This window comes from Microbacterium sp. W4I20 (genome assembly GCF_030816505.1).
Lineage (GTDB): Bacteria > Actinomycetota > Actinomycetes > Actinomycetales > Microbacteriaceae > Microbacterium.
In genome coordinates this window covers 3,454,074-3,476,491 of record NZ_JAUSYB010000001.1, presented here as the reverse complement: position 1 = coordinate 3,476,491, position 22,418 = coordinate 3,454,074, and the positions used below count along the sequence as shown (strand labels likewise).

Genomic DNA, 22,418 nt, shown 5'->3' with positions numbered 1-22,418 from the left:
GAGACCCTCTCCGTCCGGCGCGGGCGCGACGAACAGGGTCCTCCAGGCTTTTGTCCTTTCAGATGACGGCTCCCCTGCGGAGAGGAGCCGTGGCGCCGCTCGGACCAGACGGGTGCGAACCCCGGAACCCTAGGCGCTATCGCGGTACACCATAGTGGGTCGAGGTGCACGGCGAGAGAACCAGAGGGCGAACCCGCCGAGCCCGAGCAGCACGACCGCGACTCCGATCCCCGCCATCACGCCTCCGGTCGCCGCGAGCGCCCTCACGTCGACTGCCACGGATGCCGCCGCACTCACGACCACGCCCTCTGCAGCGCCGGTCACCGAGGCGACGTTCACGACCTCGCCCGAGGCCACGTCCGCCGCGGTGAGGGCGTACCGCACCGGCCCGCATTCGGCCGTCTCCTCCGGCGCGAGATCGGGGATCTCGCAGGCGACAGGGCCGCCGAGCTCCGGATCGTCGATCGCGACCTCGGTCAGCGTTCGAACGCCAGTGTTGGTCACGACGAACCGGAAGGCGACGCTGTCGCCCGCGCCGATCCTGTCGTCCCCGTTCTCGTCGACATAGTCGCCGCCGATCTTGACCAGACCGATCGACGGCTGATTCTCGATCGGTGTGCGGACCGTCGACTGCGCGCTCTGAGGATCTTCTCCTCGACCGGTCGCGGTGACCGTCGCCGTGTTGACGATCTCGCCGGCGTCGACCTCGTCCTGGGTGAGCACGGCCGGTTCGCCGGTGCACAGCGTCGCCGCGCTCGGCGCCAGCGTCGTGGCCTCGCAGACGATCGCGCCGCTCAGGCGCGGGTCCGCGACGACGATCCCGGTCAGGGTCGTCGTGCCAGGGTTCTGCACGGTGAAGGTGTAGGCGATCGTGTCGCCGGCATCCGTCCGTCCGGTCCCATTGGCGTCGACGACGGCCGCTGCCGACTTCAGGATGCCGACGCGGTCGGTGCCGGAGATCGCGACGTCCGCCTCATCGGCGTCCTCCGCCTCCCCTGCCGGCGACCGCGCCACGACCGACGCCTCGTTGTGCACCGTCCCTGCGTCGATGTCCGCCTGCTCCAGCGTGTAGATCGCCGGGCCGCAGCTCGTCTCGGCCTGCGGGTTCAGCGAAAGGCCGTCCAGCGACGGGCAGTCGACAGCACCGCCGAGCAGCGGGTCGTCGACCACGATGTCGCGCAGCACCGTGGTGCCCGTGTTGCGGATGCCGAACGAGTAGCCGACCGTGTCTCCCGCGCCGATCATGCCGTCGTCGTTCACGTCGGTGACGGCATCCGGAGTCTTCGTCAGCTCCACTCCGCTCGTGCCGACCACCGCCACATCGACGCCCGCATCGTCACGGACCGGACCGAGGGGTCCGGTGGCCGCAACCGACGCGGTGTTCCGCACGATTCCCTCGTCGACGTCGTCCTGGGTGAGGGTGTACGGCACCGGCCCGCACGTGGTGTCCTCACCCGGCGCGAGTGCGAGATCGTCGAGCGCCGGGCAGTCGAGGGCACCGCCGAGCATCTCGTCGTCGATCGTGATGTCCTGCAGGGTCGTCGTCCCGGCGTTGCGCACTACGAAGTCGTAGGCCACGGCATCCCCCTCTCCGATGGCACCGTCGCCGTCGACATCGGTCACGGAGCCCGCCGACTTCTGCACTTCGATGCCCGCCGTTCCGCCTATCGACACATCGATCGCGGCCGCGTCGTCGACGGTCTCCCCGCGGGGCGCCGTCGCCTGCACAGTGGCCTCGTTGCGCACCTGCCCGGCGTCGACGTCGTCCTGGGCGAGGGTGTGCGCGACGGGAGCGCACGTGACGGTGTCTCCGGGGGCCAGCTCGACCCCGTCGAGAGCGGTGCAGTCGACGGTCCCACCCAGCATCGGGTCGGTGATCCGCGCATCCTGCAGCGTGGTCGTCCCGATGTTCCGCACCGAGAACGTGTAGGCGATCGTGTCGCCCTCGCCGATCGCGCCGTCACCGTCGACGTCGACCACGGACCCCGCGGCCTTGTCGAGCGTGATGCCGTTAGTCCCCGGCAGGGCGACATCGGTCTCGGCCTCGTCGGTCACCGCGCCGCGGACCGAATCCGCGGTGATCGATGCCTCGTTGCGCACGGTTCCCGCATCCGCATCCGCCTGCGAGAACGTGTAGGTGATCGGGCCGCACTCCACGACCGCACCCGGCGCGAGCGGCACATCGGACAGCGCAGGGCAATCGATGGTGCCGCCGAGCAGCGGGTCGGCGAGGACGGCGTCGGTCAGGATCAGCGACCCGGCGTTGCGGACCGTGAGGCGGTAGTCGACCGTGTCCCCGGCGCCCGTGCGGCCATCGGCGACCGTGTCGATCACGACGCCCACAGACTTCTCCAGCGTGATGGCAGGCGTGCCGACGACGTCGATCTCGTCGACCGCCGTGTCATCGACCGCACCGAGCGCGCTGTCGCCGGTCACCGTCGCGGTGTTGCGGATGCTGCCGCGCTCGGCGTCCGTCTGCGTCAGGGTGTGGATCGTCGGGCCGCACTCGACCTCAGCCGACGGCAACAGCACCGCACCGTCGAGGGCAGCGCAGTCGATGGGTCCGCCCAGCATCGGGTCGTCGAGCGCGATGTCGCGCAGCACCGTCGTCCCCGTGTTGCGGACCGTGAACGAATAGGGAACCGTGTCCCCCGCTCCCACGCGCCCGTCAGCCGCGGTGTCGGCGATCGCTCCCGCGGTCTTCGTCAGGGCGATCCCGCTCGCTCCGACGATGTCGACCTCGGCCGAGGCCGCATCCTCCACGCCGCCGAGGACGCTCTCGGCCACTGCGGTCGCCGTGTTGCGCACGATCCCCGCGTCGATGTCGGCTTGGGTCAGCGTGTACTCGACCGGACCGCAGTCCGCCTCGGCATCCGTCAGGAGCTCCCGGCCATCGAGCGCCGGACAATCGAGGGCACCCCCAAGCAGCGGATCATCGATCGCAAGGTCGCGCAGCACGGTCGTGCCGGTGTTGCGCACGCCGAACGCGAATGCGACCGTATCGCCCGCGCCGATGCGGCCGTCGTCGTTCGCGTCGACGGGTTCGCCCGGTGTCTTGGTGAGCGCGATCGCGCTCGTCCCCTCGATGACGATGTCGGCCGTCGCGTCGTCGGACACCGATCCGAGAGGACCGGTCGCGTCGGCCGTGGCCGTGTTGCGCACGACCTCCGCCTCGATGTCGGCCTGGGTGAGCACGTACGGGAACGGACCACAGGCGTCCGTCTCACCCGGGGCCAGGACGCCGAGGGTGCAGCGGACGCCGGGTCCGAGCAGAGGATCCGAGATCACGACCCCGGAGAGCGTCGTCGTCCCGGTGTTCTCGACCGAGAAGGTGTAGTCGACGGTGTCCCCGGCCCCGACCGAGCCGTCGGCGTCGACGTCCTGCACGGCCCCGATCGTGCCGTCGGCGTCCTGCGCGGTGCGGACCGTCTTGGTCAGGTCGATGCTCTCGGTGCGACCGACGGCCGCCGTCGCCACCGCCGAGTCCGACACCGAGCCGGTGGGCGCGCTGGCCGTCGCCGTGGCCGTGTTGCGGACGACGCCGTCGTCGATATCCTCCTGCACGAAGGTGTAGGGCACGGGGTCGCAGGCGACCACGGCGCCCGGGGCGAGGGTGACATCCTCGAGCGCGGCGCACGCGACAGCGCCTCCGAGCATCGCGTCGGTGACCCGGGCGTCGCGGAGCGTGGTCGTCCCGGTGTTCGTCACGGTGAACGTGTACATGATCGAGTCCCCGGCGTCGGCCTTGCCGTCGCCGTTCACGTCGATGATGGCGCTCGGCGCCTTGGCGAGGGCGATGCCGTTGGAGGCCGGCACGGTCTCGTTGGCCTCAGCGTCGTCGGCGACCTCGCCGCGCGCGGACTGCGCGACGACGGATGCCGTGTTGACGACGGCACCCCGGTCGAGGTCGGCCTGGGTCAGCGCGTACTCGACGGGAGCGCAATTGGCCTGGACCCCTGGCCGGAGCGGCGGGGTGAACGCAGTACAGGCGACCTCGCCGCCCAGCATCGGGTCCGTGATCGTCGCGTCGGTGAGCGCGACGTCGCCGATGTTGCGGATCGCGAACGCATAGGAGACGGTGTCGCCCGCGTCGATCCGACCGTCGCCGGCGCGGTCGACCGGCGAGGCCGCCGTCTTCACGAGCTCCACGCGCGGGGCACCCGAGAGCGGGACGGTCACGACGGATGAGTTGTCCGCGGGATCGGGATCGGCCGTCGACGACGAGACGACCGCCGTGTTCGACAACTCGGTCAGAGCAGAGGCGGGATCGACCGTGCCGCTCACCCGTGCCGTGAAGGACGCTCCGACAGCGAGCGACGGGACGGCGCAGTCGAGCACGCCGTCAACGACCGCGCAGCCCGCGGTCGGCGTCGTCGGATCGAGGAGCGCCGCCGGCAGGCTGTCCGCGATCTGGACCGCCTGCGCCGGGCTCGGCCCGTCGTTCGTGACCACGATCGTGTAGGTCAGCGGACCGTTCACCGGCGCCGGACTCGCCGAGGCGGTCTTGATGACCCGGAGATCGGCGGAGGGCGTCGCGGTGATCGTCACCGAGCCGGTGTTGTCGCTCGGATCGGGATCCGGCGTCTGCGAGGTGGCGGTCACGGTGTTCGTCAGCGCACCCTCCGCGGCGACCCGTGCGGTCAGCGCGAGGGTGGCGGATTCGCCGGGCTGCAGCGTGCCGACGCTCCAGTGCTCGTCGCCCTCGGCCCAGGCGCCGACCGAGGGGGTGGCCGCCGTGATGAGCAGGCCGGTCGGAACCGCGTCGTCGACCGCGACGCCGACCGCGGCGGACGGGCCGTCGTTGCGCACGGCCACCAGGAACTGGGCATCCGCTCCGAGGGCGACGCTCGGTGTGGACGAGATCTTGACCACCGAGACGTCCGCCCGCGGGCTGAACGTCCGCGAGACCGTCGAGGTGTTGTTCGTGCCGTCGGGATCGGGTGTCGGCGAGTCGACCGACGCGGTGTTCGCGACCAGTCCGCTCAGCGCCGTCGCCCACGTGCCCGACACCAGGATGCGGGCCGTGCCGCCGTCGGCCAGGTCGCCGACCTCGCAGGTGAGCGTCGAGCCTTCGAGCGCGCAGTCGCCGTCGGCCGACTCGAACGCGAAGCCGTCCGGCAGCACATCGGTCAGGTGTACGCCGCGGGCCGTCGACGGCCCCGCGTTCGCGATGTCGATCGTGTAGACGTACGGGAGTCCGGGGACCGCCGAGGCCGGTGCGCTCTTCTGCACACTCACGTCGGCGCTGTGCGCGACATCGACGTTGACGGAGGCGGAGTTGTTCTGCGGATTCGGGTCGAGCACGGGAGCCGCGATCGAAGCGGTGTTGGTCACGGTTCCGTCCGGAGCATCCTCGCTCACGACCGCCCGCACCACCACGTTCGCGGGACCGCCGACGGCGAGCGACGCCCAGGTGCAGCGCACCTCGGGCCCGGTGAACACGCACGTGGCGCCCGGCGGGCTTGTGACGCCGGTCACCGTGAAGCCGTCCGGGAGGGTGTCGTCGAGAGACACGTTCGTGGCGTTCGCCGGCCCGAGGTTGCGCGCCGAGAGTGTGAAGTCCACGGTCTCCCCGGCGACGAGATCGGAATCGGATGCCGTCTTCGCGATCGTGAGGTCCGAGACGATGTCGGGCTGGAAGCTCGTGACGGCGACGTCGTTGCCCGGGTTCGGGTCGTTGGTGCTGCTGGCGATGCTGACGGTGTTCTGCAGCCGCGCGGCTGCGCCCGGCGGGATGCGCACGACCAGCGTCGTCACCGCGGACGCACCGGGCGCGAGCGAGCCGAAGGTGCAGTCCAGACGCCCGCCCGCCACCGCGCAGGACCCCTGCGACGGGGAGACGCTGACGACAGGCGTGCGCGGGTCGAGCGGGTCGAGGAGCGTCACATCGCGCGCGACCGAGGGCCCGTCGTTGCGCGTCGTGAGCGTGTACGTGACGTCCTGCCCCGCGACCGGGACGGCCGGTGAGAAGCTCTTGGTCACCGAGACGTCTGCCACCGCCGCGACGGTCCCCGACGCGATCGCGGTGTTGTTCGACGGGTCGGGGTCGGTGCGCGAACCCGAGACCGAGGCGACGTTCGTGAGGGCTCCGCCCGGGTCGCGCGACGTCGAGACGGTGCCGGTCACGGTGATCGAGGCGCTGGCCCCCACCGGGAGGTCGGGCAGCGAACAGCTGATCTCCGCACCGACTGTGCAGGAGCCGCTGGTGGGGGTCACCGGGAGCGCGCCGAAACCGGCGGGCACGGCATCCGTCACGGTCACGCCGGTGGCGGTCTGCGGACCGCGGTTGGTCACGCCGATCGTGAAGGTCGCCGGGCGTCCAGCGACCGGAACCGGGGTGTCGAGGGACTTGGTGATCGCGAGGTCGCTGGCGGCGGCGACCGAGGTCGTCGTCTCCTGGCTCGTCGAGGTCTGGTTCCGGCCGGCGAGGTCGTCGAAGAAGATGACGGTCGCCTCGTTGCGGATCGTCCCGGCGGCGGCGACGGTGCTCACGGTGGCATCGAACGTGTACGTGGTGCTGGCGCCGACTGCGATCGTGCCGCCTGTGGTCGTCGTCGCGTTGTCGCCGAGCCGCACCCGGACGGAACGCGACCCGGCGACGTACTCTCCCCGGTCGTCACCCAGGGCATTGGTCAGTGCGCCGATCCCGGGGCCTGCGATGATGCGGAGCGACCCGGGCACGATGTCGAGCCCGGGCCCGAGCACGTCGGTCGACACGGACTGCGGAGCCGAGTTGCCGCCGTCGTTGCGGGTGGACACGCTGTATCGCAGCACGTCGCCGACCTCGGCGCCCGCGCCGCCGCGGCTGAGGTTCGTGACCGACTTGGTCGTGATCAGACACGGGCCGGTGCCGAAGGAGATGTTGTCGAGGAGGTTGCCGCGCGCGGGATCCCCGCCGGCGGAGCTGACCGCTTCGAAGCCGAACCGTGTGACGGTCTGCCCGGCCGGGATCGTGTACCGGCCGGTGTGCCGCCCCCAGGCGGTGGTCCCGTCGGAGATGTTCGGGCCGCTCTGCGTCAGCGTGCCCCCCGGCGCGCCGATCACCACGCGCATGGTGTCGACACCTCCCCTGCCGCGGTGGTCCAGCGACCAGGCGAACGTCTCGCCGGGAACGGTATCGACGTCGTGGTAGAGCAGGCTGGGGGTGTTCGCGTTCAGCTCTGCGAACTGACGGCCTTCCGCGGCGGGGACACCGTTGAAGCCCGTGCCCCAGAACTCGATCTCGCCCCTGCTGTCGTTGGTGAACCAGCCGGGCACTGAGTTCTCGGAGAGCAGCCGGAAGGCGTTGCTCGGGATCGTCGGGGACTCGAAGCCGCCGTTCGTCAGCGCGACCGATCCGCGGCAGACCGTCGGACTCTGCGCGGCGGCAGCCGTCAGCGGACGGGTCGTCTCGGTCACCATGGTCAGCCCGGCCGCGACCATCAGGACGCTGACCGCCCCTGCCACGAGCCTGCCGATGCGCCTCTTCGGGGAGAACGACATCACCATCACATCACCTTTCGCGAGGCCGAATAGCACAATGCGCGCAGAAAGGGGGCCTGAGGCGAACCCTAACGGGACTCGGTCCGGGAAGCATCCTTTTAGTTGGCGGCGGGACAGCGCGCGCGTGTGCGAGCCCGGCCGCAGGCACTCGACGCGGAGCCGATTACGATCGAAGGACCCCACAAGGAAGGCTCCTCCATGCCCGTCACCCCCGACGCCCTCGCCCACGCCGACGACCTCGCCGACTTCGTCGCGGCCTCGCCGTCGAGCTATCACGCGGCGGCCGAGGTGGCCCGGCGGCTCGAGGCGGCCGGGTTCACGAGGCTCGAGGAAGAAGCGGCCTGGCCCGCGCAGGTCGGCGGTCGGTTCGTCACCGTCCGCGACGGTTCCGTGATCGCCTGGGTGGTGCCGTCGGATGCTGCCCCCACCACCCCCGCGCACATCTTCGGCGCGCACACCGACTCGCCCGGCTTCAAGCTCAAGCCCCAGCCCACGACGGGGACCCGCGGCTGGCTGCAGGCCGCCGTCGAGGTCTACGGCGGTCCTCTGCTGAACTCATGGCTCGACCGGGAGCTGCGCCTCGCCGGGCGCCTCGCCCTGGCCGACGGGCGCGTCGTCCTCGCCGCCACCGGACCTCTGCTGCGCCTGCCGCAGCTCGCGATCCACCTCGACCGCAACGTCAACACCAACGGCATCGCGCTCGACAAGCAGGTCGAGACGCAGCCGGTGTGGGGACTCGGCGACCCGACGCAGGCGGACGTGCTGGCCGAGCTCGCCGACTCCGCGGGCATCACGGCATCCGAGATCCGCGGCTACGACGTCGTCATGGCCGACTCCGCCCGAGGAGCCGTGTTCGGTAAGGACGACGCGTTCTTCGCCTCCGGCCGCCTCGACGACCTCGCCTCGGTGCACGCCGGGCTGGTCGCGCTCCTCGAGATCGCCGACCCTTCGACAGGCTCAGGGGCCGGGGCCGGCTCAGGGACCAGGGCCGCGGCGCCGATCGCCGTGCTCGCCGCGTTCGATCACGAGGAGCTCGGCTCGGCGTCCCGCTCCGGCGCGGCCGGCCCGTTCCTGGAGGACGTGCTCGAGCGCCTGTACGCGGGCCTCGGCGCCGACTCGTCCGAGCGTCGTCGGGCCTTCGCGTCGTCGTGGTGCCTGTCCAGCGACGTCGGTCACTCCGTGCACCCGAACTACGTCGCCAAGCACGACCCGGTCGTGCAGCCCGTCCTCGGGTCCGGTCCGATCCTCAAGATCAACGCGAACCAGCGCTACGCGACGGATGCCGTGGGCACGGCCTCCTGGCGCACCTGGTGCGAGCGCGTGGGCGTGACGACGCAGGAGTTCGTGTCGAACAACTCGGTGCCGTGCGGGTCGACGATCGGCCCGATCACGGCCACCCGGCTCGGCATCCGCACCGTCGACATCGGCATCCCGATCCTCTCGATGCACTCGGCCCGCGAGCTCGCCGGCGTCTCCGACCTGCACGACCTCTCCCGCACCGCGGAGTCGTTCTTCACCGCCTGACCCCGACGGCACTCGCGCAGTGCCAAGATGATGCTCATGACGGACATCAAGCCGGCTCTCATCGAGCGCGCGGGCATCGAGATCATCCCGGAATCCGAGCGGACCGCGAAGCCGCGTGACCTGTTCTGGCCCTGGTTCGCGGCGAACGTGTCGGTGTTCGGCATGTCGTACGGATCGTTCGTGCTGGGCTTCGGCATCTCGTTCTGGCAGGCGACAGTGGTGTCGATCATCGGCATCACGGTGTCGTTCCTGCTGTGCGGGCTGATCGCGATCGCCGGCAAGCGGGGCTCAGCCCCGACCATGGTGCTCTCCCGCGCCGCCTTCGGCGTGCAGGGCCAGAAGGTGCCCGGCATCGTCTCGTGGCTGACCTCGATCGGCTGGGAGACGTTCCTCGCGATCATCGCCGTGCTCGCCACGGCCACCGTGATCACGCAGCTCGGCGGCGACGGCGACAGCATCGCGCTGAAGATCATCGCGACCGTGATCGTCGCGGCTCTCATCGTGGTGGCATCCGTGCTCGGGTATCACACGATCATGAAGCTGCAGTCGGTGCTGACCTGGGTCACCGGGATCGTCACCGTGCTGTACATCATCCTCGCGGCGCCGAGCATCGACCTCGCCGCCGTGATGGCCCGCCCGGACGGCGGCATCGGCCAGGTGATCGGCGCGCTCGTCATGGTGATGACCGGCTTCGGCCTCGGCTGGATCAACATCGCGGCGGACTGGTCGCGGTACCAGAAGCGCACGGCATCCGATGGGGCGATCGTCGGCTGGAACACGATCGGCGGGTCGGTGGCACCGATCATCCTCGTGGTGTTCGGACTGCTGCTCGCGGGGTCGAACGACGAACTCTTCGCCGCCGTGCAGGCCGACCCGGTCGGCGCCCTCGCGACGCTGCTCCCGCCCTGGGTGCTCGTGCCGTTCCTGCTCACGGCGGTCCTGGCGCTCGTGTCGGGCGCCGTGCTCGGCATCTACTCCTCCGGACTGACGCTGCTCAGCCTCGGCATCCGCATCCCCCGGCCGTCGGCCGCCGCGATCGACGGCGTGATCCTCACGATCGGCACCATCTACGTGGTGTTCTTCGCGACCGACTTCCTGGGGCCGTTCCAGAGCTTCCTGATCACGCTCGGCGTGCCGCTCGCCTCGTGGGCCGGCATCCTGATCGCCGACATCCTGCGCCGGAAGAAGGACTACGACGACGAAGCCCTGTTCGACAGCCGCGGACGCTACGGCGCCTGGGACTGGATCTCGATCGGCACGATGATCGTGACCAGCGTGATCGGCTGGGGACTCGTGCTCAACGGATTCGCGGATGCTGCGCCGTGGAACAACTGGCAGGGATACCTGCTGTTCCTGGTCGGCGGGGCCGACGGCCCCTTCGCCTATGCGAACCTCGGAGTGTTCTTCGCGCTGGTGCTGTCGTTCGTCGTGACGTACTTCGCGCGGGCGGGGAAGATCCGGCGGCAGGAGATGGCGTGAGCGGCCCTTCGACAAGCTCAGCGACCCAGGAGTCGTATGCGGAGAACCAGCCCTGGCTGGTCGTGATCGATCCGCAGGCGATCTTCGCCTCGCCCGATTCGGCCTGGGGCTCGCCGTTCTTCGCCGAGGCGATGCCGCGCATCCGCTCGCTGGCCGCGGCGTTCGGCGAGCGCGTCATCGTGACGCGATGGATGCCGACGGCCGACCGCTCCACTTCATGGGGTGCCTACTTCGCCGCGTGGCCGTTCGCCGATCAGCCGCCGACGGATCCGCTGTTCGACCTCGTGCCGGACGCGGTGGGGCTGTCGCCGCATCCGACCCTCGATCTGCCGACGTTTGGCAAGTGGGGTCCGGAGCTCGAGGCGCTCCTCGGTCGGGGCGCGCACGTCGTGCTGGCCGGGGTGTCGACGGATTGCTGCGTGATCTCGACGGCCCTGGCCGCAGCGGATGCCGGGGCGTTCGTCACGGTCGCCGCCGACGCCTGTGCAGGGTCGAGCGCCGAGAACCAGGCGGCGGCGCTCCAGGTGATGGGGCTGTATCCGCCGCAGATCACGGTCAGCGACACGGCCTCCGTACTTGCCGGGCGCTGAGGCCCGCACCGCGCCCGTCCCCGTCCCCGCACCCAAACTGGGGGCCGACACGCCAGATGTCGGACCGATCCCCTGCATCCGTCCGACATCTGGCGTGTCGGCCCCCGGGGTGCGACCGGGGACGACCTCAGGCCGCTGCCCGTACCTCCGCGGCGATGTCCGCGGGCGTCCCGTGCCAGGGGGCTCCATGCCCGGGCAGCACCCAGGATGCCGACAGGCCGGCCAGGCGGTCGAGTGAGTCCCGTGCGGTCGCGGGCTCGTCCGTGAAAGGCGCGGGTTGAGCGCCCTTCCGGCCGGTGAGCACGTGGCGGGTGGTGAGGGCGTCGCCGACGAAGACCGCGTCGGCGGCGGGCACGTGCACCGCGATGCTGCCCGGCGAGTGGCCGGGCATCCCGACGATCACCGGCGCCCCCGGCAGATCGAGCACGTCTCCGTCGGCGACCTCGACGACCTCGCTCACGTGCCGCGTGCGCAGGGCGTTCTTGCGGATGCCGTAGGCGAAGAATCCGAGCATCGGTCCGAGTCGCGCGGGCCCCATCGCGGTCTTCGGCTTCTCCCCCGTACGCACGCGGTGGGCATCGGCGGCGTGGATGAAGACTGGCACTCCGGCCTCCCGGTGCAGGCGCTCGGCGAACCCGATGTGATCTCCGTCTCCGTGCGTGAGCACCAACCCACGGATGTCGGACAGCGGCCGCCCGATCTCGGCGAGTTCGCGCTGCAGGTCGTTCCAGTGCCCGGGGAGCCCCGCGTCGATCAGCGTGATCCCCTCCGGCAGGTCGATGAGGTACGACGCGACGATGTCATTGCCGAGCCGGTGCAGGTGCGGTGCGAGCTTCATGGGTGGATCCCTTCGAGGATGGTTGCGGTGGCTACGATACGTAGCTATCATGGCTAATGTCAATAGCTATCAAGGAGAAGTCATGCCGACACCCGATCGGACCTCGCTCGAGCAGATCATCGCCGCGGGCCGGGAGATCCTCGACGCGACGGGGCCGGCGAGCGTCACGATGCAGGCCGTCGCCACCCGTGTCGGGGTGCGGGCCCCCTCGCTCTACAAGCGCGTGCGCGATCGCGACGCCCTCCTCTCCGCCATCGCCGAGTCGATCATCGACGAGCTCACCGCCCGCCTCGGCGCTGCGGATGCCGACCTCACCGACATCGCGGGCGCCTACCGGTCGTTCGCCCAGCAGCAGCCCGAGGCCTTCCGGCTCATGTTCAGCGCCGCGGCTCCGCACGCCGCCCTGCAGCGCTCGGCCGCTCCGGTCATCCATGCCTCCGCCGCGCTGGTCGGCGACGACGACGCCCTCGACGCGGCCCGACTTTTCACCGCCTGGGCGACGGGTTTCCTGCAGATGGAGCTCTCCGGCGCCTTCCGGCTCGGCGGCGACGTCGACCGCGCCTTCGACTACGGACTGCGGCGCCTCATCGCCGGGCTCACGGCCTGACTCACCGCCTGACGTCGGAGCGACGACGACTCACGGACTCGACGACGTTTCGCGGATGCGTTTCCGCGGTCGGCTCCGCGATCCGTCATGAACTCCGCGATCGGTCGGACGTCATCGGGCCGCCCGTGGCGCGTGCGCCGCGCACCGGAATACTGGCACACTGAGGCGCGGAGAGGGGTCTCACACCCATGAGCGCGCACGCCGAAGAGTCCGAACGCCCGACCAGCGTCCGTCCGAAGAGGGTCCGCAGGCGGTGGCATCGCACGAAGGTGACGCTCGGCATCGTGGTCGGGGTCGCTGCGGTCGTGGCGGTCATCGGATCGCTCACCCCGTGGCCCTCGGCGATGATCATCCGCGCGGTGTTCACGAAGGGCGGCGACGAGACAGCGGCCGAGATGGACAAGCACGTCCCAGACACCAAGCTCACCGAGACGCTCGACGTCGCGTACGGCGACGACGGCGCCGACACGACGATGGACGTCTTCCGTCCGGCATCCGCCTCCGGCCCCCTGCCCACGGTCGTCTGGATCCACGGCGGCGCCTGGATCTCGGGGGCGAAGGAGAACGTCGACCCGTACATGCGCATCCTCGCCGCCGAGGGGTACACCACCATCGCCGTGAACTACACGATCGGGCCGGAGGGCGTCTACCCGCTCGCCGTGCACCAGCTCAACGACGCGCTCGCCTACATCGTCGCGCACGCCGACGAGCTCGGCGTGGACGCTACGCAGATCGTGCTCGCCGGAGACTCTGCCGGCGCCCAGCTCGCCAGCCAGATGGCCGCGCTCGTCACCAGCTCGGACTACGCCGAGATCATGGGCATCGAACCCTCGCTGACTGCCGACCAGCTCGCCGCCACGGTGTTGAACTGCGGTGTGTACGACCTCGGAGCGCTCGCGCAGCTCGACGGTCTCGCCGGCTGGGGCTTCAAGTCGGCGATGTGGGCGTACTCGGGCACGAAGACCTGGGCCGAGGACTCCACCGGCGCCACCATGTCGACGGTCGACTGGGTGACGAAGGACTTCCCCACGACGTACATCTCCGGCGGGAACGGCGACGGCCTCACCTGGCTGCAGTCCGTCCCGATGGCGCAGCGCCTGGAGGAGCTCGGCGTCGACGTGACGACCCAGTTCTGGCCCGCCCCGCACGAGCCCGCGCTGCCGCACGAGTATCAGTTCCACCTCGACCTGCCCGACGCGCGGACCGCGCTCCAGAAGACGATCGACTTCCTGAACACCCACACGACGCGCTGACGCATCCGCTCGAGTCCGATCTACTTCATCGTGTCGAGGATGCCGACGAGGTCGTCGAAGGTCGTGAGCGGGTTGAGGATCGCGAAGCGCGTGTTCGGCCGCCCGGCGTGCGAGCTCGGCACCACGAAGGCCCGCTGCGTGTCGAGGAGCGCCGCCGACCAGCGGTCGTAGTCCGCCCGCTCCCAACCCTCGCGCTCGAACACCACGACCGACAGCTGCGGGTCGCGCACCAGCCGCAGCTCCGGCCGCCGCGAGATCTCCGCGGCGATGCGCTGCGTCAGCGCGAGCGTGCTGCTGACGGCATCCCGGTACGCGGTCACACCGTAGGTCGCGAGCGAGAACCACATCGGCAGGCCGCGCGGGCGCCGGGTGAGCTGGATCGAGTAGTCCGACGGGCTGAACTCGTCGACGTCGGTGAGGATGTCGAGGTACTCCGCATGCTGCGTGTGGGCTCTGCGACCGTTGTCAGGGTCGCGGTAGATCAGGGCGCAGCAGTCGAACGGCGCGAACAGCCACTTGTGCGGGTCGACGATCACCGAGTCGGCGCGCTCGACGCCCGCGAAGATCGGCCGGGCCTCGGGCGCGAGCATCGCCGTGAGTCCGTAGGCGCCGTCGATGTGCAGCCAGAAGTCGAACTCGTCCTTGAGCGCCGCGATGCCGGCGATGTCGTCGACGATGCCGAAGTTGGTCGAGCCGCCGGTCGCCACGACCGCGCAGATCTCGTCGCCGTGCGCGGCGAGTGCCTCGCGCACGGCATCCGCCCGCAGCACGCCGTCATCGCCGGCGGGCACGAGGAGCACATCGGCATCCATCACCCGCGCGGCGGACTTGTTCGAGGAGTGCGCCTCGACGCTGCAGACGATCTTCCAGCGCGTCGGGAGGTCCTTCCCGGCAGCGATCAGTCGGGCCTTCGCCGCTTCGCGCGCCGCGACGAGCGCCGAGAGATTGCCGATCGTGCCGCCCTGCACGAAGACGCCACCGGCGGTGTCCGGCAGCCCGAACTCGGCCGCGAGGAACGACAGCACCTCGTTCTCGGCGTGCACCGCACCCGCCCCCTCGAGCCAGCTGCCGCCGTAGAGACCGGATGCCGAGACGACCAGGTCGAACGCGATCGCCGCCATGGTCGGCGCGGTGGGGATGAAGGACAGGTAGAGCGGATGACTCGTGGTCAGGCACGCCGGCGCGAGAACGTGCTCGAACAGGCTCAGCGCGCGGTTCGCTCCGAGTCCGGCGTCCGTGATGGTGGCCCCGATGAGCCGGTTGAGCTCCGCCTCGGTCTGCGGCTTGTCGAGCGGCACATCCGTGGCCAGCATCCGCCGCCGGGAGTAGTCGAGCACGGCATCGACGATCGCGGTCGACTCGGGCGACGCGGCGTGCATGCGGTCAGCGCTCATGGGCGTTCCTCACTGATCGGGGTGGAAGAGGGGCGGTCGATCACGGCGGAGACCGTGCGGCGCGCGAGGTCGGCGCGGTCGTGCGGCGCCCACTTCACGAGGGAGTGCGCGCTCATGCCGTCGACCATGGCGAGCAGCATCCAGGCGGCGAACGCCGGATCGGCGGAATCGTCGGGATCTTCGGATGCCGCACCCGCGATGACTTCTTCGAGGCGGCTCTGCCACAGGTCCATCTCGGCGCGGACGCGCTCCCCCAGCAGGGCGTTGCGCACGCCGAGCGACCAGGCCTGCACCCAGATGAGGGCGACGTCGTCGCGGGATCCGTCGAGCAAGCTCTCGACCAGGCGCTGCAGGCTCGCGCGCAGTCCACCCGCGGGCGAGAAGTCGTCGAGTACCTCGTTCCGCTCCGCGGCGACGATCGCACCGAAGACCTCGGCGACGAGCGAATCCATGACGGGCCGGTAGTGGGCGACGAGGGCAGGAGTCACCCCGACGTGCGCGGCGATCGCGCGCACGGTGAGCGCGTCGATCCCGTTCGCGAGCGCCAGCTCGACGGCGCCCTCGACGATCGAGCGTTCGCGCTCCTCCGGTGGCATCCGCCGCGAGGCGGGTGCTCTTGACGTGGTGTTCATCGAGGGTTACCGTAGCACCCGTTGATCACGTGTTCAACAGCACGGATGCTGCCGGACGCGATCACCAGCGAGGAGATCACCATGAGCTGGCGCATGCCCGCCGAGACCGCACCCCACGACCGCACCTGGATGGCCTTCCCCGCCGAGGGGCAGACGCTTGGCGAGACCGCGACCGAACGCGAAGAGGGCTACGCCACCTGGTCGGCCGTCGCGAACGCCGTCGCCGAGTTCGAGCCCGTCTCGATCCTCGTCGACCCGACCGAGCTCGACCGCGCCCGACGCATGCTCGCGGGCGGCATCGACATCATCGAAGCGCCGGTGGACGAGTTCTGGATGCGCGACTCCGGCCCCACGTTCGTGGTCGACGACGAGCGCCCCGATGTGCTCGGCGCCGTCGACTGGATCTTCAACGGCTGGGGTGCGCCCGACTGGGCCGAATGGGCGAAGGCCGCGCAGCACGCCCGCATCGTCGCCGGCGCGGTCGGGGCTGAGCTCGTCAGCTCGGTGCTCGTCAACGAGGGCGGCGGCATCCACGTCGACGGCGAGGGCACCGTGCTGCTCACCGACACCGTGCAGCTCGACCCGCGGCGCAATCCGTTCGCCGACAAGGCGCGCGTCGAGGCCGAGATGCTCCGCACGATCGGAGCGACCAAAGCCGTCTGGCTCCCCCGCGGACTCACCCGCGACTACGACGACTTCGGCACGAACGGCCACGTCGACATCGTCGCGACGCTCGTCTCGCCCGGTCGCCTCCTGCTGCACGATCAGCAGGATCCCGATCACCCCGATCACGCCGTCACGCGCGAGCTGCGTGCCTACCTGGAGCAGCAGACGGATGCCGCCGGCCGCCGCTTCGAGGTCATCGGGCTGCCCGCCCCATCGACCCTCCGCGACGACGAGGGCTTCGTGGACTGGAGCTACGTCAATCACCTCGTCACGAACGGCGGAGTCGTGGCATGCGGGTTCGGCGACGAGAAGGCGGATGCTGCGGCACGGGAGATCCTCGCCGACGCGTATCCGGGTCGCCGAGTCGTGACGGTCGACGCCCGGCCGCTGTTCGACCGCGGCGGCGGCATCCACTGCATCACGCAGCAGCAGCCCTCGCTCGGAGGTGCGCGGTCATGATCGACGTCGTCGAAGCCACGATCGCCGATCTGCGACGCGCGCTCGAGACCGGCGAGACCACGTCCGTCGAACTCGTCGACGCCTACCTCGCCCGCATCGCCGCGTACGACGGCCCCGACACCGCGACGGCGCTCAACGCGGTGGTCGTCCGCAATCCGGGTGCGCGCGACGAGGCGGCAGCATCCGACGCCCGCCGGGCTCGCGGCGAGACGCGCGGCCCGCTGGACGGCATCCCCTACACGGCGAAGGACAGCTATCTCGTCGAGGGGCTCACCGCGGCATCCGGCAGCCCCGCCTTCGCGGAACTCGTCGCCCAGCGGGACGCGTTCACCATCGAGCGCCTGCGCGCCGCAGGCGCGATCTGCCTCGGGCTCACGAACATGCCGCCGATGGCGAACGGCGGCATGCAGCGCGGCGTCTACGGCCGCGCCGAGAGCCCGTACAACGCCGACTTCCTCGCGGCCCCCTTCGCCTCGGGTTCGTCGAACGGATCGGGCACCGCGACCGCCGCGAGCTTCGCCGCCTTCGGGCTCGGCGAGGAGACCTGGTCGAGCGGCCGCGGCCCCGCGACCAACAACGCGCTCTGCGCCTACACGCCCTCGCGCGGCGTGATCTCCACTCGCGGCAACTGGCCACTGGTCCCGACGATGGACGTCGTCGTGCCGCACACCCGCACCATGGCCGACCTGCTCGAGGTGCTCGACGTGATCGTCGCCGACGACGCCGAGACCCGCGGCGACTTCTGGCGCGCCCAGCCGTGGGTTCCGCTGCCGACAGCCTCGGAGGTCCGGCCGCCGTCGTACCCCGCGCTGGCCCACGATGCCTCGCTCGACGGCATCCGCATCGGCATCCCGCGCATGTACATCAACGCCGATCCGGATGCCGGCACCGCCGACGACCCCGGAATCGGCGGCCCGACCGGGCAGCGCATCGAGACGCGGGAGTCGGTGATCGCGCAGTGGGAGGCGGCACGGCGAGACCTCGAAAGCGCCGGGGCGACCGTCGTCGAGGTCGACTTCCCCGTCGTGTCGAACTACGAGGGCGATCGGACTGGGGCCCCGACCATCGCCACGCGCGGGCTGGTGTCGCCCGAGTACCTGCGCCGCGAGATCGTCGACCTGTCGGCGTGGAGCTGGGAGGACTTCCTGCAGGCGAACGGAGACCCGGCGCTCTCGACGCTCGCCGACGTCGACGGAGCCTCGATCTTCCCGCATCCCGAGGGCGCACTCCCCGACCGGTACACGGGCTTCGACGACGACATCGCCGACTACCCGTCGTGGGTCGCCGCGCACCCCGACGTCGAGATCGCGGACATGCCGGAGCTCGAAAGCGGCCTGCGCGGCCTCGAGGAGACCCGTCGCCGCGACCTCGAAGTGTGGATGGACGTGCTCGGCCTCGATGCCGTCGTGTTCCCCGCGGTCGCCGACGTGGGACCGGCGGACATGGACGTGAACGCGGCATCCGCCGACCTCGGTTGGCGCAACGGCACCTGGATCGCCAACGGCAACCTGGTCGTGCGGCACCTCGGCATCCCGACCGTCACGGTTCCGATGGGCCTGATGCGCGACATCGGGATGCCGATCGGCCTGACCTTCGCCGGACGCGCCTACGACGACACGAGGCTGCTGCAGCTCGCGGCGGCGTTCGAGGCGATCGGCGCACCGGATACGCGGCGCACGCCGCCGCCGCGGACGCCGAGGCTCTAGGCGGGTTTTCGGGCGGCGCGACTACGCTCGCCCCGTGGACAACGGCGCATTCTTCTTCGTCTTCTTCGTCGGGCCACTCCTGCCCGCGATCATCGCCATCGCTGTAGGGATCATGTTCGCTCTCGGGGTCGCAGTGCATGCGTTGATCGGAGCCACCGTCAGCTCGGTCGTCGAGCTCAGCCGATCACGCCGCGAGCGGTCCTACGTGCGAAAGCACCAGCGCGACCTCTCCCGGCTGTGACGCTCGGTCGGAGGAGCACCCCGCCGCGCACGCGCGCGCTCTACAGCTCCGGGGCGGTCGAAGTCAGTGCGTCCAGGTGTGGACGGGCTCGCCGGCCTGCATCCGCTCGAGGTAGTCCGCGAGCATGCCGTGCAGTGCTTCGGTCCGTGAAGCACCGGAGCGCTCACGGGCGGCCACGTTCTCCCGCTGCCAGACCGCGCCGTTGCGCCCGGTGAGGCACCGCTGCTCGATGATGCCGAGATACCGGTCGCGGACCTCGGGGTCGACGCCGTAGGCATCCAACCCCTCGGCCGCCGCAGGAAGCAGCCGTCGCAGCACGAGCTCCCTCGGGCTGATCGAGCCGACCTCCGGCCAGTACAGCCGCGCGTCGATGCCGTTCCGCGCGGCGGCCTGCAGATTCTCGGCCGCCGCATCGAAGGTCATCTGAGTCCAGATCGGCCGGTCGGCTTCGGCGAGACTGCGCACGAGACCGTAGTAGAACGCGGCATCCGCCACCACGTCGACGACGCTCGGTCCCGCCGGCAGCACCCGGTTCTCGAGGCGCAGGTGCGCGGTCCCGTCGCCGGCATCGTAGATCGGACGGTTCCAGCGGTAGACGGTGCCGTTGTGCATGCGCAGCTCGGCGAGTTCCGGCGGGCGCCCGTCGTCCAACACTTCGAACGGATCCTCGTCCGAGCACACGGGCAGCAGCGCAGGGAAGTATCGCGAGTTCTCTTCGAACAGGTCGAAGATCGACGTCACCCAGCGCTCACCGAACCAGACGCGGGGTCGCACGCCCTGATTCTTCAGCTCCTGCGGACGGGTGTCGGTGGCCTGCTCGAACATCGGGATGCGCGTCTCGTGCCACAGCGCCTTGCCGGCGAAGAACGGGGAGTTCGCCGCCAGCGCCACCTGCACGCCGGCAATTGCCTGCGCCGCATTCCAATACGCCGCGAACGACTCGGGCGCGACCTGCAGGTGCAGCTGCACGGAGGTGCAGGCGGCCTCGGGCAGGATGGTGTCGCAGACCATCGCGAGCTGCTCGGCGGGCCGGTCATCGGTCAGTGCGACGCCGTCCAGCTGCAGCTCGATGTCCTCGCCCCGCGCCGACAGGATCTGCTGGCCCAGCAGGCTATACCGAGGATCGGCCGAGAACCAGCGCTCGGTGAAGTGCGTCTCGTCGAGCGTCGGGAGCATCCCGATCATGGCCAGGCCGCTGTCGGCCGACCGCGCCCGACGGTCGGCGACCTCGAGCGAGCCACGCAAGACGTCCTCCAGCTGTCGAAGGTGCCCGCCTCCGATCGGCCTCGGTGCCACGTTGATCTCGACGTTGAAGCGCGCGAGCTCCGTCTGAAAGGCCGGAGAGGCGATCGCGTCGAGCACCGCCTCATTCCCGCGGGCCGGAGCGCCCTGCTCGTCGACCAGATTCAACTCGATCTCCAGGCCGAGCTGCGAGTCAGGGGCGTCGACGGCGGAGAATCGCCCGTCGGCCAGCATGGATGCCAGGGCATCGAGGCACCGCTCGGTCTTGGCGCGGAACTGCGTACGGTCCTGGCGCGTGAACGTCTGCGCCTCGATGCTGTCGCCCATACGCCGACGGTATCCACCGGGCGCCGCGTCGTCGAGGAAGGGTCGCCATATTTCACTACTGTGACGCCCGCCACGTTCCTGATATGTTTATCTCATGAGCACTGAGAACGAACGCGCGCTGGAGTCCGGCATCGTCACCGACCTCTCCGGGAAGATGACCTACGGGTCGTACCTCGCGCTCGACCAGCTGCTCACGGCGCAGCATCCGGTCAGCGTGCCCGAGCACCACGACGAGATGCTGTTCATCATCCAGCACCAGACGACCGAGCTCTGGCTGAAGCAGCTGCTGCACGAGCTCTCGTCTGCGCGGGAGCTGCTCGCGAGCGACGACCTGCGCGAAGCGCTGAAGCGGGTCGCCCGGGTCAAGAAGATCCAGGACGTGATGACGCAGCAGTGGGGCATTCTCGCGACGCTCACTCCGACCGAGTACGCGCAGTTCCGCGGCTCACTCGGCAACTCGTCCGGCTTCCAGTCGGTGCAGTACCGCGCGGTCGAGTTCGCGCTCGGCAACAAGAACGAGAAGATGCTGCAGGTCTTCCGCGACCACCCCGCGAACCTCGCGCTGCTCACGGCCGAGTGGGAGAAGCCGACGCTCTACGACGAGTTCCTCCGCTACGCCTCGCGCCGTGGACTGCCCGTGCCCGCCTCGATCCTCGACCGCGACGTGCGGGAGCCGTACCGCGAGACGCCGGAGCTCGTGCCCGCCATCCGCGAGATCTACCAGAACCACCAGGAGAACTGGGACCTCTACGAAGCTTGTGAAGACCTCGTCGACCTGGAGGACAACTTCCAGTTCTGGCGCTTCCGGCACCTCAAGACCGTCGCCCGCACGATCGGCATGAAGGTCGGCACCGGCGGCTCCAGCGGCGTCGGCTTCCTGCAGCGCGCGCTCGATCTCACGTTCTTCCCCGAGCTGTACGCGGTGCGCACCGAGATCGGCGGCTGATGTACGCCGCGACCTTCTTCGACGGCGACGGATGGCGGGACGGCGTCGTCGAGGTCGACGACGCCGGACGGGTCGTGCTGCGCGAAGCGGCTGCGCCTGCGAACCTGCCGCGCCTCTCCGGGCGGGTGATCGGCGGTTTCACCGACCACCACGTGCACCTGCAGCTCGTCGACCACACCCTGCTCGCGGGGTCCGTGCTCGGCCGCGCGGTCGACCTCGGCGCGGATCCCGAGGTGATCGCCCGGCTGGCCGTTCACAATTCAGTCCGTTCGTCGCCGGAACGCCCCTCAGCACCGGGCATCGGTCAGCCCGCCGAAGTTCTTGCTGAATTGCGCACGCCCCCGGTCGCCATCGAGTTCGCCGGGGCCTTCCTGACCCCGCCGGGCGGCTACCCGTCCGACCGCGACTGGGCGCCCGCCGGCTCGTTCCGCGAGATCGCGGACGCCCGCGAGGCCACGGCCGCCGTCGCCGAGATGGCCGCAGCGGGCGCGTCTCGCATCAAGGTCGCCAGCAACAGCCATGCCGGGCCGGTGTTCGACGACGGCCTCTTCCGCACCATCGTCGGGCTCGCCGCCGATCACGGTCTGCCCGTCGTCGCGCACGCGGAAGGCCGAGGTGAGGCGCAGCGCGCGGCCCACCTCGGTGCGGCTCAGCTCGCCCACGCCCCCTTCACCGAACGACTCACCGACGACGAGATCGCCGCGCAGGCGGCATCCGTCTCCTGGATCTCCACTCTCGCCATCCATGGCGGCGCCGACCTGCACATCGCCCTCGACAACGTCCGCCGCTTCCATGCCGCGGGCGGCACCGTGCGCTACGGCACCGACATGGGCAACGGCCCGACACCGGTCGGCCTGAACCCGCAGGAGATCGCCGCCCTCCGCGCGGCCGGCGTCGACGGCGTCGACCTGCTGCGAGCTCTCGCCCCCGCGGACCCGCGCGATGCGGCATCCGCCTTCTTCCTCCTGCCCGGCGATGCCGCGGATCCGCTCCGCGCCCGCCGGCTCACCCCCGCCGACCTGAAGGTGTGAC

Annotated in this window: 15 protein-coding genes; 10 read left to right on the top strand and 5 right to left on the bottom strand. The window is 70.5% G+C overall.

The window, feature by feature from the left end; all coding sequences use genetic code 11:
• Positions 1 to 129: 129 nt before the first annotated feature.
• The gene (locus QFZ21_RS16815; RefSeq protein ID WP_307379863.1) at positions 130 to 7,488 is read right to left on the bottom strand and encodes a hypothetical protein; all 7,359 of its coding nucleotides are present in this window, start codon (positions 7,486 to 7,488) and stop codon (positions 130 to 132) included.
• Between the two features lie 192 nt (positions 7,489 to 7,680).
• Between QFZ21_RS16815 and QFZ21_RS16810 the strand changes: the two genes are divergently transcribed.
• Genes QFZ21_RS16810 through QFZ21_RS16800 form a run of 3 tightly spaced genes read left to right on the top strand, consistent with a single transcriptional unit; the run spans position 7,681 to position 11,075 of the window.
• Positions 7,681 to 9,006, top strand: a complete 1,326-nt coding sequence (locus QFZ21_RS16810; RefSeq protein WP_307379861.1) for a M18 family aminopeptidase — start codon at positions 7,681 to 7,683, stop codon at positions 9,004 to 9,006.
• A 36-nt stretch (positions 9,007 to 9,042) separates the two neighbouring features.
• On the top strand, positions 9,043 to 10,485 hold the full coding sequence (locus QFZ21_RS16805; RefSeq protein WP_307379859.1) for a cytosine permease: 1,443 nt from the start codon (positions 9,043 to 9,045) through the stop codon (positions 10,483 to 10,485).
• Positions 10,482 to 11,075 (top strand): cysteine hydrolase family protein, encoded by a 594-nt coding sequence (locus tag QFZ21_RS16800; protein ID WP_307379857.1) that lies wholly within the window; start codon positions 10,482 to 10,484, stop codon positions 11,073 to 11,075. The genes QFZ21_RS16805 and QFZ21_RS16800 overlap by 4 nt, the downstream gene beginning before the upstream one ends.
• 127 nt (positions 11,076 to 11,202) lie before the next feature.
• Here QFZ21_RS16800 and QFZ21_RS16795 read toward each other — a convergent pair whose 3' ends face one another.
• Positions 11,203 to 11,913, bottom strand: coding sequence for an MBL fold metallo-hydrolase (locus QFZ21_RS16795; protein WP_307379854.1), 711 nt, complete (start codon positions 11,911 to 11,913; stop codon positions 11,203 to 11,205).
• 82 nt (positions 11,914 to 11,995) lie between these two features.
• Here QFZ21_RS16795 and QFZ21_RS16790 point away from each other — a divergent pair, with 82 nt between their 5' ends.
• Together QFZ21_RS16790 and QFZ21_RS16785 are read left to right on the top strand one after the other, a co-directional pair.
• On the top strand, positions 11,996 to 12,520 hold the full coding sequence (locus tag QFZ21_RS16790; RefSeq protein ID WP_307379851.1) for a TetR/AcrR family transcriptional regulator: 525 nt from the start codon (positions 11,996 to 11,998) through the stop codon (positions 12,518 to 12,520).
• A gap of 188 nt (positions 12,521 to 12,708) precedes the next feature.
• On the top strand, positions 12,709 to 13,773 hold the full coding sequence (locus tag QFZ21_RS16785) for an alpha/beta hydrolase (RefSeq protein WP_307379848.1): 1,065 nt from the start codon (positions 12,709 to 12,711) through the stop codon (positions 13,771 to 13,773).
• A 20-nt stretch (positions 13,774 to 13,793) separates the two neighbouring features.
• On the opposite strand, the gene QFZ21_RS16780 is transcribed toward QFZ21_RS16785, so the two are convergent.
• Positions 13,794 to 15,167: a pyridoxal-dependent decarboxylase gene (locus QFZ21_RS16780; protein ID WP_307379845.1), complete on the bottom strand. Its 1,374-nt coding sequence runs from the start codon at positions 15,165 to 15,167 to the stop codon at positions 13,794 to 13,796.
• Positions 15,164 to 15,799 (bottom strand): TetR/AcrR family transcriptional regulator, encoded by a 636-nt coding sequence (locus QFZ21_RS16775; RefSeq protein ID WP_307379842.1) that lies wholly within the window; start codon positions 15,797 to 15,799, stop codon positions 15,164 to 15,166. Before QFZ21_RS16775 ends, QFZ21_RS16780 begins: the two co-directional genes overlap by 4 nt.
• A gap of 81 nt (positions 15,800 to 15,880) precedes the next feature.
• Here QFZ21_RS16775 and QFZ21_RS16770 point away from each other — a divergent pair, with 81 nt between their 5' ends.
• Genes QFZ21_RS16770 through QFZ21_RS16760 form a run of 3 tightly spaced genes read left to right on the top strand, consistent with a single transcriptional unit; the run spans position 15,881 to position 18,871 of the window.
• On the top strand, positions 15,881 to 16,924 hold the full coding sequence (locus tag QFZ21_RS16770) for an agmatine/peptidylarginine deiminase (protein WP_307379840.1): 1,044 nt from the start codon (positions 15,881 to 15,883) through the stop codon (positions 16,922 to 16,924).
• On the top strand, positions 16,921 to 18,630 hold the full coding sequence (locus tag QFZ21_RS16765; RefSeq protein WP_307379839.1) for an amidase: 1,710 nt from the start codon (positions 16,921 to 16,923) through the stop codon (positions 18,628 to 18,630). Before QFZ21_RS16770 ends, QFZ21_RS16765 begins: the two co-directional genes overlap by 4 nt.
• A gap of 34 nt (positions 18,631 to 18,664) precedes the next feature.
• Entirely contained in the window at positions 18,665 to 18,871 is a 207-nt protein-coding gene (locus QFZ21_RS16760) for a hypothetical protein (RefSeq protein WP_307379836.1), read from the top strand.
• A gap of 63 nt (positions 18,872 to 18,934) precedes the next feature.
• Here QFZ21_RS16760 and QFZ21_RS16755 read toward each other — a convergent pair whose 3' ends face one another.
• Entirely contained in the window at positions 18,935 to 20,440 is a 1,506-nt protein-coding gene (locus tag QFZ21_RS16755) for a glutamate-cysteine ligase family protein (RefSeq protein ID WP_307379834.1), read from the bottom strand.
• Positions 20,441 to 20,534: 94 nt separating this feature from the next.
• Here QFZ21_RS16755 and QFZ21_RS16750 point away from each other — a divergent pair, with 94 nt between their 5' ends.
• Entirely contained in the window at positions 20,535 to 21,386 is an 852-nt protein-coding gene (locus tag QFZ21_RS16750) for a tryptophan 2,3-dioxygenase (RefSeq protein ID WP_307379832.1), read from the top strand.
• Positions 21,386 to 22,417 (top strand): hydrolase, encoded by a 1,032-nt coding sequence (locus QFZ21_RS16745; RefSeq protein WP_307379830.1) that lies wholly within the window; start codon positions 21,386 to 21,388, stop codon positions 22,415 to 22,417. Before QFZ21_RS16750 ends, QFZ21_RS16745 begins: the two co-directional genes overlap by 1 nt.
• The last annotated feature ends 1 nt before the right edge of the window (position 22,418 follow it).

Excerpts from the sequence above, each read along its gene's own strand:
- QFZ21_RS16780 (WP_307379845.1), bottom strand. The coding sequence starts at position 15,167 with ATGAGCGCTGACCGCATGCACGCCGCGTCGCCCGAGTCGACCGCGATC.
- QFZ21_RS16750 (WP_307379832.1), top strand. The coding sequence starts at position 20,535 with ATGAGCACTGAGAACGAACGCGCGCTGGAGTCCGGCATCGTCACCGAC.
- QFZ21_RS16745 (WP_307379830.1), top strand. The coding sequence starts at position 21,386 with ATGTACGCCGCGACCTTCTTCGACGGCGACGGATGGCGGGACGGCGTC.
- QFZ21_RS16815 (WP_307379863.1), bottom strand. The coding sequence starts at position 7,488 with ATGGTGATGTCGTTCTCCCCGAAGAGGCGCATCGGCAGGCTCGTGGCA.
- QFZ21_RS16765 (WP_307379839.1), top strand. The coding sequence starts at position 16,921 with ATGATCGACGTCGTCGAAGCCACGATCGCCGATCTGCGACGCGCGCTC.
- QFZ21_RS16805 (WP_307379859.1), top strand. The coding sequence starts at position 9,043 with ATGACGGACATCAAGCCGGCTCTCATCGAGCGCGCGGGCATCGAGATC.
- QFZ21_RS16775 (WP_307379842.1), bottom strand. The coding sequence starts at position 15,799 with ATGAACACCACGTCAAGAGCACCCGCCTCGCGGCGGATGCCACCGGAG.
- QFZ21_RS16790 (WP_307379851.1), top strand. The coding sequence starts at position 11,996 with ATGCCGACACCCGATCGGACCTCGCTCGAGCAGATCATCGCCGCGGGC.
- QFZ21_RS16795 (WP_307379854.1), bottom strand. The coding sequence starts at position 11,913 with ATGAAGCTCGCACCGCACCTGCACCGGCTCGGCAATGACATCGTCGCG.
- QFZ21_RS16785 (WP_307379848.1), top strand. The coding sequence starts at position 12,709 with ATGAGCGCGCACGCCGAAGAGTCCGAACGCCCGACCAGCGTCCGTCCG.
- QFZ21_RS16810 (WP_307379861.1), top strand. The coding sequence starts at position 7,681 with ATGCCCGTCACCCCCGACGCCCTCGCCCACGCCGACGACCTCGCCGAC.
- QFZ21_RS16755 (WP_307379834.1), bottom strand. The coding sequence starts at position 20,440 with ATGGGCGACAGCATCGAGGCGCAGACGTTCACGCGCCAGGACCGTACG.
- QFZ21_RS16770 (WP_307379840.1), top strand. The coding sequence starts at position 15,881 with ATGAGCTGGCGCATGCCCGCCGAGACCGCACCCCACGACCGCACCTGG.